The 16,444-nt window shown below is 45.7% G+C and carries 14 protein-coding genes and 1 pseudogene; 2 read left to right on the top strand and 13 right to left on the bottom strand.

Going from position 1 to position 16,444, the window contains the following annotated elements:
* The first annotated feature begins 157 nt into the window (after window positions 1-157).
* Window positions 158-454, top strand: a complete 297-nt coding sequence (locus tag AN963_RS32450) for a tyrosine-type recombinase/integrase (RefSeq protein ID WP_055743813.1) — start codon at window positions 158-160, stop codon at window positions 452-454.
* Between the two features lie 33 nt (window positions 455-487).
* A pseudogene (locus AN963_RS32445) lies at window positions 488-754 on the top strand (tyrosine-type recombinase/integrase); the annotation flags it as partial.
* A 261-nt stretch (window positions 755-1,015) separates the two neighbouring features.
* On the opposite strand, the gene AN963_RS07135 reads toward AN963_RS32445, so the two are convergent.
* The 13 genes from AN963_RS07135 to AN963_RS07075 all read right to left on the bottom strand — a co-directional run bounded on the left by AN963_RS07135 (window position 1,016) and on the right by AN963_RS07075 (window position 16,413).
* Window positions 1,016-1,585, bottom strand: coding sequence for an SF0329 family protein (locus tag AN963_RS07135; RefSeq protein ID WP_055743812.1), 570 nt, complete (start codon window positions 1,583-1,585; stop codon window positions 1,016-1,018).
* 680 nt (window positions 1,586-2,265) lie between these two features.
* Window positions 2,266-2,823: a DUF2062 domain-containing protein gene (locus AN963_RS07130; protein ID WP_055743811.1), complete on the bottom strand. Its 558-nt coding sequence runs from the start codon at window positions 2,821-2,823 to the stop codon at window positions 2,266-2,268.
* 971 nt (window positions 2,824-3,794) lie between these two features.
* Window positions 3,795-4,307 carry a hypothetical protein gene (locus AN963_RS07125; RefSeq protein ID WP_055743810.1) on the bottom strand — a complete coding sequence of 171 codons (513 nt, stop codon included), beginning with the start codon at window positions 4,305-4,307 and terminating at the stop codon, window positions 3,795-3,797.
* A 206-nt stretch (window positions 4,308-4,513) separates the two neighbouring features.
* Complete coding sequence (locus AN963_RS07120; RefSeq protein ID WP_055743809.1) at window positions 4,514-5,431, bottom strand: M15 family metallopeptidase; 918 nt, start codon at window positions 5,429-5,431, stop codon at window positions 4,514-4,516.
* Between the two features lie 203 nt (window positions 5,432-5,634).
* The gene (locus tag AN963_RS07115) at window positions 5,635-6,564 is read right to left on the bottom strand and encodes a bile acid:sodium symporter family protein (RefSeq protein ID WP_055743808.1); all 930 of its coding nucleotides are present in this window, start codon (window positions 6,562-6,564) and stop codon (window positions 5,635-5,637) included.
* A 437-nt stretch (window positions 6,565-7,001) separates the two neighbouring features.
* A complete protein-coding gene (msrA, locus tag AN963_RS07110) occupies window positions 7,002-7,970 on the bottom strand; it encodes a peptide-methionine (S)-S-oxide reductase MsrA (protein WP_055743807.1) in 969 nt (322 codons plus the stop codon).
* A 175-nt stretch (window positions 7,971-8,145) separates the two neighbouring features.
* On the bottom strand, window positions 8,146-9,363 hold the full coding sequence (locus AN963_RS07105) for a M20 metallopeptidase family protein (RefSeq protein WP_055743806.1): 1,218 nt from the start codon (window positions 9,361-9,363) through the stop codon (window positions 8,146-8,148).
* 24 nt (window positions 9,364-9,387) lie between these two features.
* Window positions 9,388-10,788, bottom strand: coding sequence for a M20/M25/M40 family metallo-hydrolase (locus AN963_RS07100; RefSeq protein WP_055743805.1), 1,401 nt, complete (start codon window positions 10,786-10,788; stop codon window positions 9,388-9,390).
* Window positions 10,788-12,452, bottom strand: coding sequence for an ABC transporter substrate-binding protein (locus AN963_RS07095; RefSeq protein WP_055743804.1), 1,665 nt, complete (start codon window positions 12,450-12,452; stop codon window positions 10,788-10,790). The genes AN963_RS07100 and AN963_RS07095 overlap by 1 nt, the downstream gene beginning before the upstream one ends.
* A 38-nt stretch (window positions 12,453-12,490) precedes the next feature.
* The gene (gene opp4C, locus AN963_RS07090) at window positions 12,491-13,405 is read right to left on the bottom strand and encodes an oligopeptide ABC transporter permease (RefSeq protein WP_055743803.1); all 915 of its coding nucleotides are present in this window, start codon (window positions 13,403-13,405) and stop codon (window positions 12,491-12,493) included.
* 28 nt (window positions 13,406-13,433) lie between these two features.
* Entirely contained in the window at window positions 13,434-14,384 is a 951-nt protein-coding gene (locus AN963_RS07085; RefSeq protein ID WP_055743802.1) for an ABC transporter permease, read from the bottom strand.
* A 20-nt stretch (window positions 14,385-14,404) separates the two neighbouring features.
* Window positions 14,405-15,394 (bottom strand): ABC transporter ATP-binding protein, encoded by a 990-nt coding sequence (locus AN963_RS07080; protein ID WP_055743801.1) that lies wholly within the window; start codon window positions 15,392-15,394, stop codon window positions 14,405-14,407.
* The gene (locus AN963_RS07075; RefSeq protein ID WP_055743800.1) at window positions 15,391-16,413 is read right to left on the bottom strand and encodes an ABC transporter ATP-binding protein; all 1,023 of its coding nucleotides are present in this window, start codon (window positions 16,411-16,413) and stop codon (window positions 15,391-15,393) included. The genes AN963_RS07080 and AN963_RS07075 overlap by 4 nt, the downstream gene beginning before the upstream one ends.
* Window positions 16,414-16,444 lie beyond the last annotated feature (31 nt).

Here is a 16,444-nt window from a genome sequence, read left to right as displayed (position 1 = left end):
TCAGTTGAATTCGCATGCGGTTGGTTCTAGCAATTAGATTCAAGTGCGAAATGTTTTCACGAAATTAAAGGTAAAAAAAGAAGACGAAACGATGGACTCGAAAGCTCAGCGCATCGCTGGAAAAATTCTCATTAAATAAGATGATGAACACAATGAAATGAAGGAGTTTCTGGATTTTATCAATGAAGGATACCTCTCTGTGATAACGGGGAATACACGGAGTATTAACTATCACATAAAAAACCGAGAAAGGGATCGTGCAATCATATCTTTAGCGCTTGCTACAGGATTGCGAACTATGGAACTTGCAAACCTGGAGCTTGATGATCTAAACATGAGAAATGGTGTCATTGACGTATTAGGGAAAGGAAATCAGAAGGATACCCTCCCTTTTGGTCCACTGGCCAAAGAACATTTACAAGCATACCTCGACATACGAACTGATCGATATTAGGTTAATAAGAAAGTAAAATCTCTTTTTGTTTCTGGATCAACTCGCACAGGTAAGGCTGAGGCATTTCGAAAGATCTCCATACAAAAAATGGTTGAAAAATTTGCTATTGCCTTCGGAAAACCCAACCTTACAGTACATAAATTACGACACTCATTCGGAACCCGAGTCCACATTGAAAATGGAGCCGATCCTGTTCTTACACAGAGGGCGATGCGCCATAAAAACATTCAAACCTCAATGATCTATACGCACGTTGATAATGAGAAGTTGAAACATGCGTTCCGTAAAGCTAACGAGTAGTTACTTTTGGCCCCTTCCCTGCTCTGTGGGAAAAGCACAGCACAAAATAATGTGAGGAGTAGATTACATGATATGTAGATATATAATTCCACATGGAATCATGCAGTTATTTATTTACCAGCATACAACAACAGACTCATCTCAATTTACTTTTCTTCCATAATACAACAAACCCAGTACCATCAAGCACTGGATGTCATTTTACAGATACTGTATTCGTTTTGCAGGGCTCTCGATTGGATGTGAATCAGTTATTTGTTTTCATAAGGTACTAAGACGTAGTTCATAAAAATACTGCACAATTGGATGCTTTAACTTCATTTTCTCGGCCATGTTTAAAATTCGCTTTTTTCCAACTCGTCTGTCCACCAAGGCTAGAATATTCAATAATATATCATTGCTCTCCATGCTTTCCTCTATAGAAATGGATAAAAATTTATTAGCTACACCGCTAAAATTTGATTTACTTAATGATACCTGCGCTAACAAAAGCTCCTTTGCATATTCTGATATTCTTCTACTTCTTGCAATTACTTTTAGACGATCCTCCGGAACTATTCCCTTGGTATCTTTTCTGACAGCTTCAATTTCTTCATCGCTGATAGGAATTTGGATATCTGAATCATTCTTAATTTCCAGCTCCGTCTGATACCATTTGATTAAGGTAGATTTATCACTCATATTGAGTACATTCTTTTTATCTACCGCAATATAACAAAGTCCTGCTTTATCTGGCAAATAACGATAGCCGGTTGCACGGTATTCAACCCTTCCATATAACGCAGGACAGAGAAAACTCTCCAGATGTTGCTTCAATTTGCTCCAGGACATTCAATCCTCCTATGTTCTATATTATAAATACCTATTGAGACAGTCATACTATTACCCATAATACAATAACTAACACATAGATCATACTAAATACAAGTAACCTAGCGTTTCTCAATTTTCTTCTGAATAGTTACCAACATCGGAATAACCTTACATCTCATAAGACCTGTCGTGTAATAAAATCTCAACATAAGCAAAACGTCTTTTTATTTATGCCTTTCTCTATCATACATTCGTTTTGACACGCTTTAGCAAGCTTAAAGGGGTCGGGGACATGCCCCTTTTTATTATTCCGCCAATACACCTCCGATTTAAATGTCCTTCTGCACCAACAGTGAACAAACTCTCCACATGCACCGCATGTGGAAACAATCGTAAAAACTTCATATAACTGTTGTTATGCGTAATTTTCCTTGCTTAGAGTTTTATGTTTATTACCTCCAATACGATGGTATTACTTCTTAAAATTGTCTAATCATACTTCTAAATCAGTGCCTATTCTCTAATACGCTATATAAAAAATGAAACCCCAAACGAGTTTGGGGTTTCTATCAAGAAATTTGTGTAATCTAGTAAAACCGCCTCTAGCATCTCGTAGGCCCGGCAGCTTGACTTGGAGCCTCTGTGGGAAGGCTGTTGCGCGTTGCGGTGAATTGGTAACACCACCCTCGCCTTGGCCATCAGCCTAGAGAGTTTTCGAGCCTTGCATTGTTTTTTCGTTGATGTCTTTTAACGAGACGAAGCTCTCTCTGCTTTTCATACAGTTTGTAAATAACAAAATAAGAAACAACACCCAGGCATGCACCAATTATCGACATACCGATTAAAACGTGCAGTCCCCCATAAAGGATATCGGTAAGCACCTGAAAATTCCCAGACAACAGCGCTTTGAACGCATGATGGGGCATTCTTGCTCCCTCGATTTTGACGGGGTAGATGATTCTGCCGAGTCTGTGAGCCACTGGTAAAAGAAGAACAGGTAAAAAAGTTAACTTTCCAATCACATTTCCGATAATGGCAGCCGGAAGCGAGCCACGAAATAATCGAACGATTGGATAAAACAGCAAATAAATCAGGGACGCGGTTGAAATCACAATCATCTCTAATCCAAATCCGATGGCAAATCCTAACGAAACCTTTTTAGCCCCACCGGGAGAACGAAATAATTTGATGAAATTTAGTCGAAAGGCACGAATGACTCTTTGGAAAAAAATGTATTTTTTCGCATTGGTTTTCACACAATCACCTCGCATAAGCAAGCATACTTTCATTATACCTGATTTTTCGTAAAAAAGTTCTAGATGCATAAAGTAACAATAAAAGAACTTTGTTTACAACTCCGCCCAAGACTGTACATGGTAGTGTAATAGTCACTAAGTTGTTCTTCTTGTAGAATCTTTGCCAAGTCTTGGGCTTAAATGGTTCCATTACCTGGAGCAAACCCTGCTCCTTATACGTATCCTTTGAAATAAACCGTGCAAAGAGTAAGAAAACGAAGATAACAAAACAGATTAATCATGGTGATATCTGACCATAATCAACCTGTTAAATGTAACGGTTTAGGGTTTTTTAGGTAATACTTTTCAAGCTTTTTATACGTACAAAGGAATTGAAGAATTTCTTACACTGGTACTATGAGGGTTATACTTAATTGGATTCAGTCGCCTGATTCATTCGGCACTGGGTGGGGGTAAAAGAAAAACCTTGAGGATTGCCGCCCTTTTGAAAACCACTTACAACATTACTTACCCATTTTTCTCTCCATTGCTTGTAAACTAATTCAAATTATTCCTATAAAAACACAATTTTGATTATAGTAAAACTAAGTATTCTAATCTATAAAAATTATGTGATATTTGACATTACATGTAATGATTTGTATTTTCTCGCATCTAGAAGATGATTCTAGGCCTAAATGAACATGAATGATTCACTTAAATTTATGCATAGAAAAAGCCGAATTTCCCCTGCCTTAAGGAGTCTTCCGGCTTCTAATTAATCATCTTACAACCTGGTTTTATTCAGGTCGTTTGTTAGTAATCTGGGAGTATAGCAAACCCGATTTACCAGCTCATCTGGTGCTCTACAGAGCTCCACATATGTACGAATCCAAAACTCCATAGCTGTCTGCTACATCGCTTTGTTTGATTTTTTTGAACCGCTTTCTTTTTTGTTTACATAATAATATTACGATAAACTCTTTTGGGTCTTATTTTCTGGCAGCTCCATCATGCTCCCTCTCTACAGAAGAATCCTTCAATAACAATATGTCCGTGCTACTCGATTCCGAAAAAGTCGCGATAGAAGTAATGATTCGTACATTTGTAATGGTGTGATCAGGGACAGATCGTTCAGCAACAATCGTCTGCTCAATGCTTCTAACCTCTTGTTTAGATGGCGCCTCCAATCCATACCGCTTTGCGATCTCCCTCTCGATCTCAGCAGTCATCCCGTCTTTATAGATCTTCTCTGGCAGCTGTTGATTGAGCTCATATCGCTTGAACAATTCCTCATCGGTCTCTTTGCCCGTTTTTAAGAATTGTTCTGCTCCCCGCTCTACGATAAATTGCTTCACATCCGGGTATTGCTCAAGCTCCTCTACGGCAAAACTTTCTTGCTTGATCACTTGATTGTTTTGGTAGATTAATGGTCCAACTGTCGGCTTATCTGTCAGACTGAACGTAACAACCATGATATGAAACCCAAGCAAACGATTGATCATCGACTTCATACCCTCTTCTTCAGATTTATGGACAAATTTTATAATATAATGATAAGTTTTACAAAATGAGGGAATTTTTTATGTCAGGAGGAGCAGGAATACTGTCATTTGTGATTAGATGAGTAGCACTTCCCTTCCTTTCGAGTCTAAAAAAGACAATCCTCTCCATCGTGTAGATTTCGAGGATTGTCTTTTTGGTCATTCTCTCATTTTTTATCCGACGATACCGCAGCCACCCCGAAGTACTCTTCCAGCGTGAGCTGCTTCTCGCCGATTGCTTGCGCTACTTCATTTCCAACATAGCGTAGGTGCCACGGTTCATACATGTATCCCGTGATATCATCTTTACCTTCTGGGTAGCGGATGATAAAGCCGTATTCTTGCGCGTGCTGGGCGAGCCAAACTGCCTCTTTTGTCCCTGCAAAGCAGCTCGTAGCCGCACATTTCCCATCTGCTCCGGACACGTCGATCGCGAGTCCTGTCTCGTGCTCACTCGTACCGGGCACCGCACTATACGTCCGTGCTTTTTCCAAGCCATCCTTTTGCACGTATCGATTGAACAGCGCTTTTTGGTAGGCATGCGAGCGATACGCAGAAACGCCTGCCAGGGAGACACCGTCTGCTTTTGCTGCCGCGAATAGCCGCTCCAAAGCTTCCGCTGCTTCCTTTCGCATCTGGCGTTTTTCACTTTTCGCTGGCAACAGATACGGCACATTCGGGAATACCAAATCGGTCGGTTGATAATTATCAGGCAGCTGCCGTTGCTTGTTTACGAGTACTGTCATGCTCTGCGGTTCTCCCACAACCTCCAAATCTGGCATTGGCGCAGATTCAGTTGGAGTCTTGGACGGCTTTTGCTCTACGGGTTTTGTCTTGACTGGCGGTTTTTCTTGCTCGGATGGTGCTTTCGGAGGTGTAGTAACGGGTGCCTTACCCTCTGTAGGCTTTGGTGCTGTCTCCGTCGGTTTGTTTGGTTCTGACGGTTGGGCAGGTTCCGTCTTTTCCGTCGGTTCCGGTGTGTCCGACTGATTAGGGGCAGCTGCACTACTGCAACCGGTCAAGAGCAAGATCACGGTAGAAACCAACAGTAATTGATTTTTTCCAGGAATATGTAGACTTCTCATCTTGTCGTTCCTTTCGATCGGGCAAACATGAATCTACCCTCTGCGGATGTTCGTACCTAATCATCTATAGCGTACGTAATCATTATGACATACATCCCTCAGTTTTCGTTACAGGTTTCCTGAGATTTAGGTACAAACAAAAACCCCCGATCCATCAACCTAGCATTGACGGAACGGAGGCTTCCTCCCAGGAGTGGTCCTGATTACTTCTCTTCTTTCTTAGCAAACCATGTGGCCAACACAGATCCGGAAATATTGTGCCATACGCTAAAGATCGCACTCGGTACAGCCGCGAGCGGATTGAAATGGGCAGCTGCCAAGGCTGCGCCCAGTCCAGAGTTTTGCATACCGGTTTCCAAGGTCACCGCTTTTCTCTTGGCCAAATTTAATCCAAACAGCTTGGCAAAGCCATAGCCCAACAAGTATCCCAACAGATTGTGCAGAATTACAACCGCAAAGATGATGAGACCAGTCTCTACAATTTTTCCTTTGTTGATCGCTACAACGATAGCCACGATCAGGACGATGGCGATGGTAGACACGAGCGGCAATGCCTTTGCACTCGCTGCTGCTTGCTTTTGGAACAACGCTTTGACGACAACGCCCAACACGATTGGCACAATCACAACTGTGACGATGTCCATAAACAACGATTGCGTGTTAATATTCATCCATTGACCTGCGAGAAGGGAAATCAGTGCAGGTGTTGCCAGTGGTGCGATCAAGGTAGATACCGCTGCGATCGATACACCCAAGGCGACATCTCCTTTGGACAAGTAAGTCATGACGTTGGATGCAGTACCGCTTGGACAGCAGCCTACCAAAATGACTCCGACTGCGATATCCGGTGGAAGCTGGAGGGTGACCGCCAAGACAAAAGCGAGCGACGGCATGATCAGATAGTGACCAACCACCCCGATAAGCACATCCACGGGACGGCGAAAGACTTCACGAAAATCTTCGGAAGACAGAGTCAGCCCCATTCCAAACATAATCACCCCTAGGAGTAAAGAGATGTACCCTTTTCCACCTACGAACGCTTCAGGCGCAAAGAATCCAAAGATTGCAAACAAGATGACCCAGACCGAAAAAGTGCTACCGACAAATTTACTGATTTTTTCAACTGTATTCATTGCGCTCTCTCCACTCTATCTGTATATCTCTATTGAATTTTTTTCATTATACTGCACTTCATTTTACTATTCTATACAATTGCATAATTCCGTCTATACTTCTTACCTATATAACGATAGGTTTCGTATAAGAACGTGCGTTCAGTCTTCTATGTTCTACGTTCAACCGGGGGAAACCCAGCTCGGCTCCACAGCCACAAAGGTGTATGTACATCGATCGGCTCGAACTCACTCCCCCTCAGTGCAGTTTCCCAAGCTCTGGCGACCGTATTCGGTCTCCTTCTGAACCTTTCAGAGCTTCCGGAGGGCACAATCCCAATTCAGCACTGGCTTTGAAAATGTTCGTATCTGGCGCAATAGTGATCAAGGACAGATATCAGACAGCAAAAAAAAAGACCGCCACACTCCCAAACAGACTGGAGCAGGCGATCGCACGATTACTTCTCAAATAAGCGTTTGTACTCCCCAAAGCCTTCCTCATCCAGCTTGTCTTTTGGAATAAAGCGCAGAGCTGCCGAGTTGATGCAGTAACGGAGACCATTTTCTCCTGGACCGTCCTCAAATACATGGCCGAGATGGGAATCTGCTTCCTTGCTGCGAACCTCGGTACGAATCATATTGTGCGTGAGATCGACATGTTCCGTGACCCTTTCTTCATGAATGGGTTGGGTGAAAGAGGGCCAGCCGCAATTGGAATCAAATTTGTCCAACGAGCTAAAGAGAGGTTCATTTGAGACGATGTCGACGTAAATTCCCTCTTCCTTGTGGTTCCAAAACTCGTTCGTGAATGGGCGCTCTGTCCCGCTATTTTGCGTGACTTCATACTGCATAGGAGTCAGGCGCTGTTTCAACTCTTCTAGTTTATCGCGGTCTCGCCATGCTTCTTTGGTAAATTTCGCACGTCCGGATGCTGATCGGTAGTATTGATAACGCATCGGATTCTTTTTGTAGTAATCCTGATGGTACTCCTCAGCTGGATAAAATGTCTTCGCTGGCAGGATCTCGACTACAATCGGCTTTTGAAAGCGCCCACTCTCATCTAAGCGCTGTTTGGATTCTTGGGCGATACGTTGTTGCTCTTCGTCATGATAAAAAATGACAGGAGCATAGGATTGCCCGCGATCTCCAAATTGACCACCTGCGTCAGTCGGGTCGATTTGTTGCCAAAATAATTGCACCAGCTGTTCGTAAGAGAAGACCGCAGGATCATATGTAATCTGCACGGCCTCGTAGTGTCCAGTCGTATCCGAGCATACTTCCTCGTACGTTGGATTTTCTACGTGTCCGCCTGTATAGCCAGAAACGACTTTGATAATGCCTGGCATTTTATCAAAAGGGCTTACCATGCACCAAAAGCATCCGCCTGCAAAGGTTGCAATCTGATATGCGCTGGTTTCGCTACTCATGTTTCTTCGCCTCCTGTGATTTCCCTTCTTTCTTCCATCACATTGATTGTACCTGTTTTATGAAAAGAAAGTCCACTTTGCAAGTGTGCACCATTCCTGTCTTCGAAAAGCAAAGACCTCGCAATCACGCGAGGCCTTTTCGTACACGATTTGAGGATTTGTATACTATGCTCCCTTACGCCTGTGTGGCTGAAGACTCGAGGGTAACACGGACGTTATCGGTCGCCCCTCTAGCTACTACCGCCGAAAGAAATACTTTACCGATCAAGAGCATCGCTCGCTCATCCGCATCAAACATGGGGTGATGGTGGGGATATTCTGCCCCTATAGCGGGATTGCCTCCTCCGACAAAGAAGAACGTTCCCGGTACCTTATCCAGGTAGTTGGAGAAATCCTCCCCTGCCATACTCGGAGTCAATTGCTTTACATTTTCTTCTCCAACCAGCTGTTGTGCCAGGTGACGAATACTCTTGGTCTGTTCCGGATGATTCCATACGGCATTATACCCTGAACGATAGTGAACCGTGCCGACAGCACCAGCGGCTTCGCATGTCGCCTGCGTGATCTGCCGGACCTGCTGTTCGATAAATTGTCGTACCTCTGGATTGAACATACGAACAGTCCCATTGATACTGCAGGAGTCTGGAATGACGTTGGCTGCAAATCCGCTATGGATGGACCCAACGGATAAAACAGCTGCATCAATCGGATTGACTCGACGACTGACAATTTGCTGCAAGTTCACTACTAGCTGGCAGCCTACCACGAGAGGATCGATCGTCAAATGCGGTTGAGCACCATGTCCGCCTCTTCCCGAAATTTCGATGTCAAACCCATCACCGGATGCCATGGCATACCCATCTGTCACACCAATCGTACCAAATGGCTCGGAGGACCAGACATGAGCGCCATAGATCTCATCCACACCATCTAGGCACCCGTCCTCAATCATGGCTATCGCGCCTCCTGGAGGCTTCTCTTCCGCAAACTGATGGATGAAGACGACGTTACCCGCGATCTCCTCTTTTCGCTCACTCAACACATGAGCGACTCCGAGCAAGGCTGCCGTGTGGATATCATGGCCGCATGCGTGCATGACACCGGAAATCCGTGATTTGTACTCAACTTTTTTCTCATCTTGAATGGGAAGTGCATCGAAGTCTGCACGCAAAGCAATCGTCTTACCTGGCTTTCCGCCACGCAAGAGCCCAACCACACCGCGGCCTCCTACTTCTGTCCGGACTTCCAAGCCAAGTGCTTGCAAATATTGTGCTACCTTCTGCGGCGTCGCCACTTCTTGATAGGAAAGCTCAGGATACATGTGGAGATCACGACGAATTCTCACCAATTCCGGATAGAGCATCTCCAGCTTTGTGAACAAGTCATTCAGCATTCTCCAGTCCCCTTTCATGCACGCTCAAGCTTGCACGCTATTTTCTTCGACAGTTAATGCTGACGCAAATCCTGAAAGCAACAAGACCATATGCGCGATCCCTTGTTCGAAATCTTGCAGACGGATCGACTCATTGGGAGCATGTGCCTTTGAACCCACCCAACCGACTCCAGTACTCACGATTGGCAACTTTAGCGTTTCTCCAAAAGCAAACATAGGACCTGTTCCAGCAGAATTCGGTGCCAACACCGGGCCATCTTCATAAATCGTGCGTGCCGTGTCGAGCACATGCGCAACAAACGGGTGATGATAGTCGGATCGATACGCCTTTTGCCCGTTGATCATGGTGACTTGAATATCTTCGAATCCGTGTTCAAGCAAATGCTGCTGTATGCACGTGAGAATATGCTGCGGATCCTGGCCGGGTACCAATCGGCAATCAACTTTTGCTCTCGCATTTTTGGGAAGGACTGTCTTGGCTCCCTCTCCGGTATAACCGCTCTCCAGCCCACAGATTGTCATGGTTGGATGGAAGACCATCGCCTCACGTGGATCTGTCCCTTTTGCTGCTGTAATCAGCGGACGCTTCAAACCGTATAGTTTGCTCACAGCTTCTTCATCAAAAGGAAGTTCGGACACGACTTGCTTCTCTCCGTCCGTCGGCTCTTCGATACCATCAAAGAATCCTTTGACCAAGATCTCATTTTGCTGGTTTTTCATGGTGGCCAATGCCTGTACCAGACGCCAAGCTGCGTTATCCACATAGGCCCCAACAGAGGAATGCATGTCGATGTCCGCTCCGACGCAAGTCAATTCTAGATACGCCATCCCCTTAATTCCTGCCACCATGCTAATTCTGTCTTCCTCATCTTTTGACCCAAATTCCCAAATGCACGCATCCGCAGCAAACAAGTCTTGGTATTCTTTCAAATAAGGCTCCAGATTTGGGCTTCCGATCTCCTCTTCGCCTTCAATCAGGAATTTGATATTGCATGGCAGCCCACCGAACTCACGCTGTAACAATTGAATAGCAGTGAGTCGGGCGACCAGATCACCTTTGTTATCGGCGACTCCACGTGCGAACAGTTTCCCATCTACAATCACGGGATCAAACGGCTCTGAGTTCCATTCGTTGAACGGCTCAGGCGGTTGCACATCGTAATGGTTGTAGAAAAGCAACGTCTTCGTAGCATCTCCGTCACTCCCCGCCGCAAAAAATGCGTATACGACGGGGTTTCCACCTAAATCATCGAGAACTTTTACTTCGCCACCAGCAGACGTGATCATCTGAGCAACGAAATCAACCGTTTCAGGAATAGCTTTGTGTTGCGCAGATATTGTGGGGAACCTCAAATACTCCTTGAGTGTTTCGATCGCACCTGGCACGCTTTCCTTTACCACGCTTCCCAGCTGTTCTTTTTCCATTATTGAGCGCCTCCCATAGACCATTTTTCAAGGTGATTATGGAATCCAAAAATTTTCGGCTCGCCCGCAGCAACTTGTTTGGAGTATGCGAAGAAGTCACTATCCGAGTACAGAGAAATCACTGGTACATCTTGATTCCAAATTGCTTGCAGCTCGGTGTAAATCTCTTTTCGTTTGTCTGGATTCGGTTCTGCTTTCCCTTTTAGGAGCAGCTCATCCACTTTCGGATTTTTATACTTCATAAAGTTAAAGGATCCAATCGAGCTGTACAGGGAAGAGACTTCCGGATCGAGGGTGAAAGTAAGTCCCATCAACAGCAGCTCGTAATCGCCCGCTTTCGCTTTTTGCATGATGGTTGGGAAGTCATACGTAGATACTTTCACTTTCATACCAATGGCTTTCAGGTTTTGCGTCAAAATATCGGCGGATTGCTCGCGAACTTTATTTCCGAGTGGTACAACAAAGTTCAGCTCACGGTTGAAATCCCAGCCCGCTTCTTGCAGCAATTGCTTCGCTTTCTCTACGTTATAGCTGTATTTCTCCAGATTTTTGTCGAGATAAGGGCTTACTGAAGTGTACGGTCCATCCACGATTTCACCGTATCCACGCAACAGTTTGTCAACAATTTGCTGGCGGTCGAGTGCATACGTGATAGCTTGGCGTACTCGTGGATCCGTAATTTTTTCTGTGTTGAACATCATTGTTTGGAAACCATATTGAGCTTCACTCTTCGTATTCACGTTTTCAAACTTCTTCACTGTCTCATAATCTTGCGGTGGTATTTTTCCAATTCCGTTACCAATGTTCATTTGCAATTCGCCCGTTTGCAATTGCGCTACGAGGTTTGGTGCAGGCATGATTTTGATAAACAGCTTTCCGAGCTGTGGAGTTCCCAGGTAGTAATCCGGGTTCTTTTCGAATTCGACATACTGATCCTTTTTATACTGAACAAACTTGAATGGACCGTTTGTTACAGTAGGCTTTTGCATGAATGGATCTTGCGATAAGGCTGCTGGATCAATTTTCTCAAGCGCGTGCTTCGGCAAGATCATCAGTTTGGTACCCAACTGCTCTTTGATCATATTCGGATCAACAGGAGCTTTGGTTTTGAACTCAAGCGTTTTCTCGTCGATGACTTTGACAGAAGGCAGCTCCGTTTTCCCATCTTCGAGCTTACCCGTGTCTTTTACACCTTCGAACATCGACAGATAGCTACCTACCGAAATCTCCACCTTTGGATTGGCAATCAAATTAAATGTGAAAGCAGCATCCTCAGCTGTTACCGGTTTTCCATCCGACCATTTGGCATCCTTGTTAATTTTGATCGTAAAGGTTTGATTATCTGTAGTCTCGAAGGAATCTGCCAGCTTTGGAACAAACTTTAGCGGCGCTTCCATCTCAAGGAAAGAGTCAAACATGAATTTCTCTACAAACTGGGAGGCTACGTCTGCGCTGTTAATCGGGTTAAAAAGAATAGGCGGATTGACCAAGCCGAGGAACATGGTTTTTCCGGCTGCACTGGTAGATGAGCCACCACTGTTCGTCGTTGCGGTACCGCTGTTGCTACCGGTACCACCCGTCGCTGTGTTGCCGCCCCCGCAACCTGCGAGCAGCAAGAGTGAAGCAACTGCTGCAATACTGATGCTTCGATTGACTCTTTTCATTCATAGACCCCCCTATTTTTTATTACAACCAACCCTTGTTACTTCAAGCTTTTCGGGTCCATCGCATCACGCAAGCCATCTCCCATGAAGTTAATGGAGAGAACAGCCAGCAGGATCATCATGCCCGGTGGAACCCATAGCCAAGGTTGGGATGATAACACAGTTAGCGATTGAGCTTCCGTCAACATGTTGCCCCAGCTTGCTGTCGGCGGCTGAACGCCCATCCCCAAAAAGCTGAGGGACGCTTCCATAATGATCGCCTGTGCAATCCCAAATGTCGCATTGACCAAAATGGGGGCCAAGCAATTTGGCAGAATATGTTGAAAGACGATTTTCGGTGTTGTATAGCCAAGGGCGATACCTGCCTTGACGTAGTCCATCTCTTTGATCGAGAGAACACTCCCCCGAACAATCCGACAAATGGCCGGCCACCCGAGTAACCCTAAAACGATAATGATGTTATAAAGGTCTGGACCCATAATACTTACGAGGACTAGAATAACCATGAGGTACGGGAATGACATAAATACGTCCGTGATACGCATAATCACCATGTCTACCCATCTCCCAAAGTAACCGGCCAACGCTCCCAAAACGGTTCCTATCACCACGTAAATTGCAACGGCACCAACCCCTACAGAAAGCGATACTCGCGATGCATAAATCAGACGGCTCAAGAGGTCCCGCCCTACCTGATCAGTTCCGAGGATATGCTTGCCAGATGGCTCCGCCGCAAATTCGCCTGAGATCTCATAAGGATCACTCGGTGAAATCAACGGTGCGAAAATGGCTGACAGAATAATCAAACTAAAAACAATCAAGCCTAGAACCGCGAGCTTGTGCTTGAGGAAGCGCTTGGTGATCATGCGCATGTAGCTTTCCTCAACACCTAGCTGGGCTTGAACTTTTGACAACAGAATGTCCTTTTCCATGTTTACATTTGCCATCGACATAGATGTCCCCCCTTTCCAACGTTCGTCATCAATCGTACTTAATTCGTGGATCTGCTACCGAGTAGAAGATATCGGCCAACAAGTTGGAAGACAGTACAGCAATTGCTGCCAGGAAGTTGATCGCCATCAGGGTTGGATAATCGCGAGAGCCAATGGATTGAATCGTCAGCTGTCCGAGTCCTGGCCATTGGAAGATCTGTTCCGTTACGACCGCACCGCCAATCAGGACGGATACATCGATACCGATTACCGTAATAATGGGAATCAAGGCATTCCGGAATCCGTGCTTGTTAATGACGAAGAATTCACGCAATCCTTTGGAGCGAGCGGTACGCAAATAATCTTGACCGAGAATATCCAGCATACTCGAGCGAACGTATCTCACCATCCGCCCTGCAATTCCCGCTGCAAGTACCAGGGCTGGCATGATCAGATGTTTGAAAGTATCGCTGAATCCACCATCACTCCCGAGTGTATTCATACCACCCGTTGGCAACGAGTGCATCTGAACCGCGAAGATGTAGATAAATCCGAGTCCCAGGAAAAAGTGGGGAATGGAAATGCCCAGAAAAGAAACCGATGTAGAAAAGTAATCCAGCCAGGAATACTGTTTGGTCGCGCTCAAAACGCCAATCGGAATAGCAATGAGATACGCGACGATCAGAGCCGTTCCCATCAACAGGAGCGTCGGGCCGATCCGGGAAGAAACCATGTTCAGTACGGGTTCGTAGGTCGAAAAGGAATATCCGAAATCTCCTTGGACCAAATTGCCTAGCCAGCGAAAATATTGAACATAGATCGGATCATTCAGTCCCAACGCCTCTTTTTTCAGCTCAATGTCAGCTTGCGTCGTATCCGGGTTCACAAACATTTCTACCGGGTTTCCAGGCGCCAGATTAACGATAATAAAGCTGAACACGGTAACACCAAAGAGGACAGGAATCGCGATCAAAAGTCGTCGAATGATATATTGAAACAAGGTATCCCCTCTCCTTTCTGTCAGCCTAGTGGAAAATGGCAGGCTACGGTATGTTGATCGCCTTGCAAAACGGGAGCCTGCGTACGACAAATATCTTGGGCGAACGGGCAGCGGGCGTGGAAGCTGCAGCCTTTGGGTGGATTTGCCGGACTCGGAACATCTCCCTCCATGACGATCCGTTCTCTGTTCCTCAGATGCGGATTGGGGATGGGATACGCATGAAGCAAGGCCTGCGTGTAGGGATGACGAGGATTTTTGAAAATATCTTCGGTTTTGGCTAGCTCCACGATCTTGCCCAGATACATGACCGCAATGCGATCACTAATATACTTGACGACACCGAGGCCATGAGCGATAAAAAGATAGGTCAATTGAAATTCCTTTTGCAGATCTTTGAGTAGATTTAATACTTGCGCCTGAATGGATACGTCCAGAGCGGATACAGGCTCATCGCACACGATCAGCTTTGGCTGTAGGATCAGCGCTCTCGCGATTCCAATGCGCTGCCTTTGTCCTCCAGAAAATTCGTGCGGATACCGGCTCTTATGGAACTTGGACAATCCGACGATCTCCAAAATGTCGTCTACTTTTTTCGTGACCTCGCTCTTGTCTACTATTTTGTGTGCCAATAGTGGTTCTGCCAGCAAGTCTCCGATTCTCTTTCGCGGATTCAAGGAAGAGTACGGATCCTGGAAAATGATTTGCAGGTCTGTGCGTACTTTCCGCAATTCCATTGGCGACAAAGTTGTCAGTTCTTTCCCCTCAAAAATGACTTTTCCTTCGGTCTGCGGGTCCAGCTGAACAATCGCTCGTCCAGTCGTCGATTTACCACAACCCGATTCACCCACGAGGGAGATCGTTTCTCCTTGATAGATCGTTAGATTAAGACCATCGACGGCTTTCACCTGACCGACTGTACGGGAGATAATTCCTTTTTTGATGGGGAAGTATTTTTTGAGATTTTGAACTTCCAACAAAGGTGTAGGTGTATCTGGCGTTGTCATGCTCATGCAATCACCTCTGTCCTAGATTGGATAGGGGCACGCCCAGAATCATCTTGGTGTAGCCAGCAGCGAACACGGTGTTCGCTATGAGGTTGGATAGGGAGCAATGGAGGTTTTTCGTGAGCGCATTGTTCTGTAGCGTATTGGCAGCGTGTATGAAAACGGCATCCTTGCGGCATTTGGTGAATGGTCGGAACCGTTCCGGGAATCGAGAAGAGCCTCTGATCGTTGTCATGCTCTAGGTGGGGGATGGAATCCATTAATCCTTTGGTGTAGGGGTGCTTTGGGTCATCGAATAACGTGTATACATCAGCTTCTTCTACTACTTGACCGGCGTACATGACTAGGACTTTGTCCGCCATTTCCGCGATCACTCCCAGGTCGTGGGAGATAATCATAATGGCTGTGTTCGACTCTTGACGTAGCTTTTTCATCAGCTCCAGGATTTGTGCCTGGATCGTAACGTCCAGTGCCGTCGTCGGTTCGTCGGCAATCAGCAATTTAGGCTTACAAGACAACGCCATGGCGATCATGACCCGCTGCCTCATTCCCCCTGATAGTTTGTGCGGATACTCATCGATGATCTCAGACGCTCGTGGAATTCCGACCCTCGTCAGCATTTCAACCGCGTATGCCTTGGCTTCTTTTGCTGGTAACTTCAAGTGAAGATTGATCAACTCCAGCATTTGATTGCCGATTGTGAAAACCGGATTCAAGGAAGTCATTGGCTCCTGAAAGATCATGGAGATTTCATTCCCGCGAATTTGTCGCATGTCTGCTTCCGTTATCTTCGTCAAATCCTTGCCATTAAAGGTGATGGAGCCTTTCTTGATAAAACCCGAGCTCCCCAGTAATCGCATCAGGGACAAGGAAGTCACACTCTTGCCGCAGCCCGATTCACCGACGATTCCGATGGTCTCTCCTGGCTTTAGCTGAAAGCTCACTTCCTCTACGGAGATGACCTCGCCTTTGTCCGTTTTAAAAGCAGTCTGGAGCTTATCTACTTCCAGAAAGTTTTTTTCCAAGCCTCACACACCCCCGTCGTTGTCGAATAGA

The organism is Brevibacillus choshinensis, assembly GCF_001420695.1.
Taxonomy (GTDB): Bacteria; Bacillota; Bacilli; order Brevibacillales; family Brevibacillaceae; genus Brevibacillus; species Brevibacillus choshinensis.
This window is presented reverse-complemented; position numbering and strand designations above follow the sequence as displayed.

Bases quoted from the DNA above. Each gene is read 5' to 3' on its own strand.
- AN963_RS32450 (WP_055743813.1), top strand. From the start codon at position 158: ATGAAGGAGTTTCTGGATTTTATCAATGAAGGATACCTCTCTGTGATA.
- AN963_RS07135 (WP_055743812.1), bottom strand. From the start codon at position 1,585: ATGTCCTGGAGCAAATTGAAGCAACATCTGGAGAGTTTTCTCTGTCCT.
- AN963_RS07125 (WP_055743810.1), bottom strand. From the start codon at position 4,307: ATGATCAATCGTTTGCTTGGGTTTCATATCATGGTTGTTACGTTCAGT.
- AN963_RS07120 (WP_055743809.1), bottom strand. From the start codon at position 5,431: ATGAGAAGTCTACATATTCCTGGAAAAAATCAATTACTGTTGGTTTCT.
- AN963_RS07115 (WP_055743808.1), bottom strand. From the start codon at position 6,564: ATGAATACAGTTGAAAAAATCAGTAAATTTGTCGGTAGCACTTTTTCG.
- msrA (WP_055743807.1), bottom strand. From the start codon at position 7,970: ATGAGTAGCGAAACCAGCGCATATCAGATTGCAACCTTTGCAGGCGGA.
- AN963_RS07105 (WP_055743806.1), bottom strand. From the start codon at position 9,363: ATGCTGAATGACTTGTTCACAAAGCTGGAGATGCTCTATCCGGAATTG.
- AN963_RS07100 (WP_055743805.1), bottom strand. From the start codon at position 10,788: ATGGAAAAAGAACAGCTGGGAAGCGTGGTAAAGGAAAGCGTGCCAGGT.
- AN963_RS07095 (WP_055743804.1), bottom strand. From the start codon at position 12,452: ATGAAAAGAGTCAATCGAAGCATCAGTATTGCAGCAGTTGCTTCACTC.
- opp4C (WP_055743803.1), bottom strand. From the start codon at position 13,405: ATGTCGATGGCAAATGTAAACATGGAAAAGGACATTCTGTTGTCAAAA.
- AN963_RS07080 (WP_055743801.1), bottom strand. From the start codon at position 15,394: ATGAGCATGACAACGCCAGATACACCTACACCTTTGTTGGAAGTTCAA.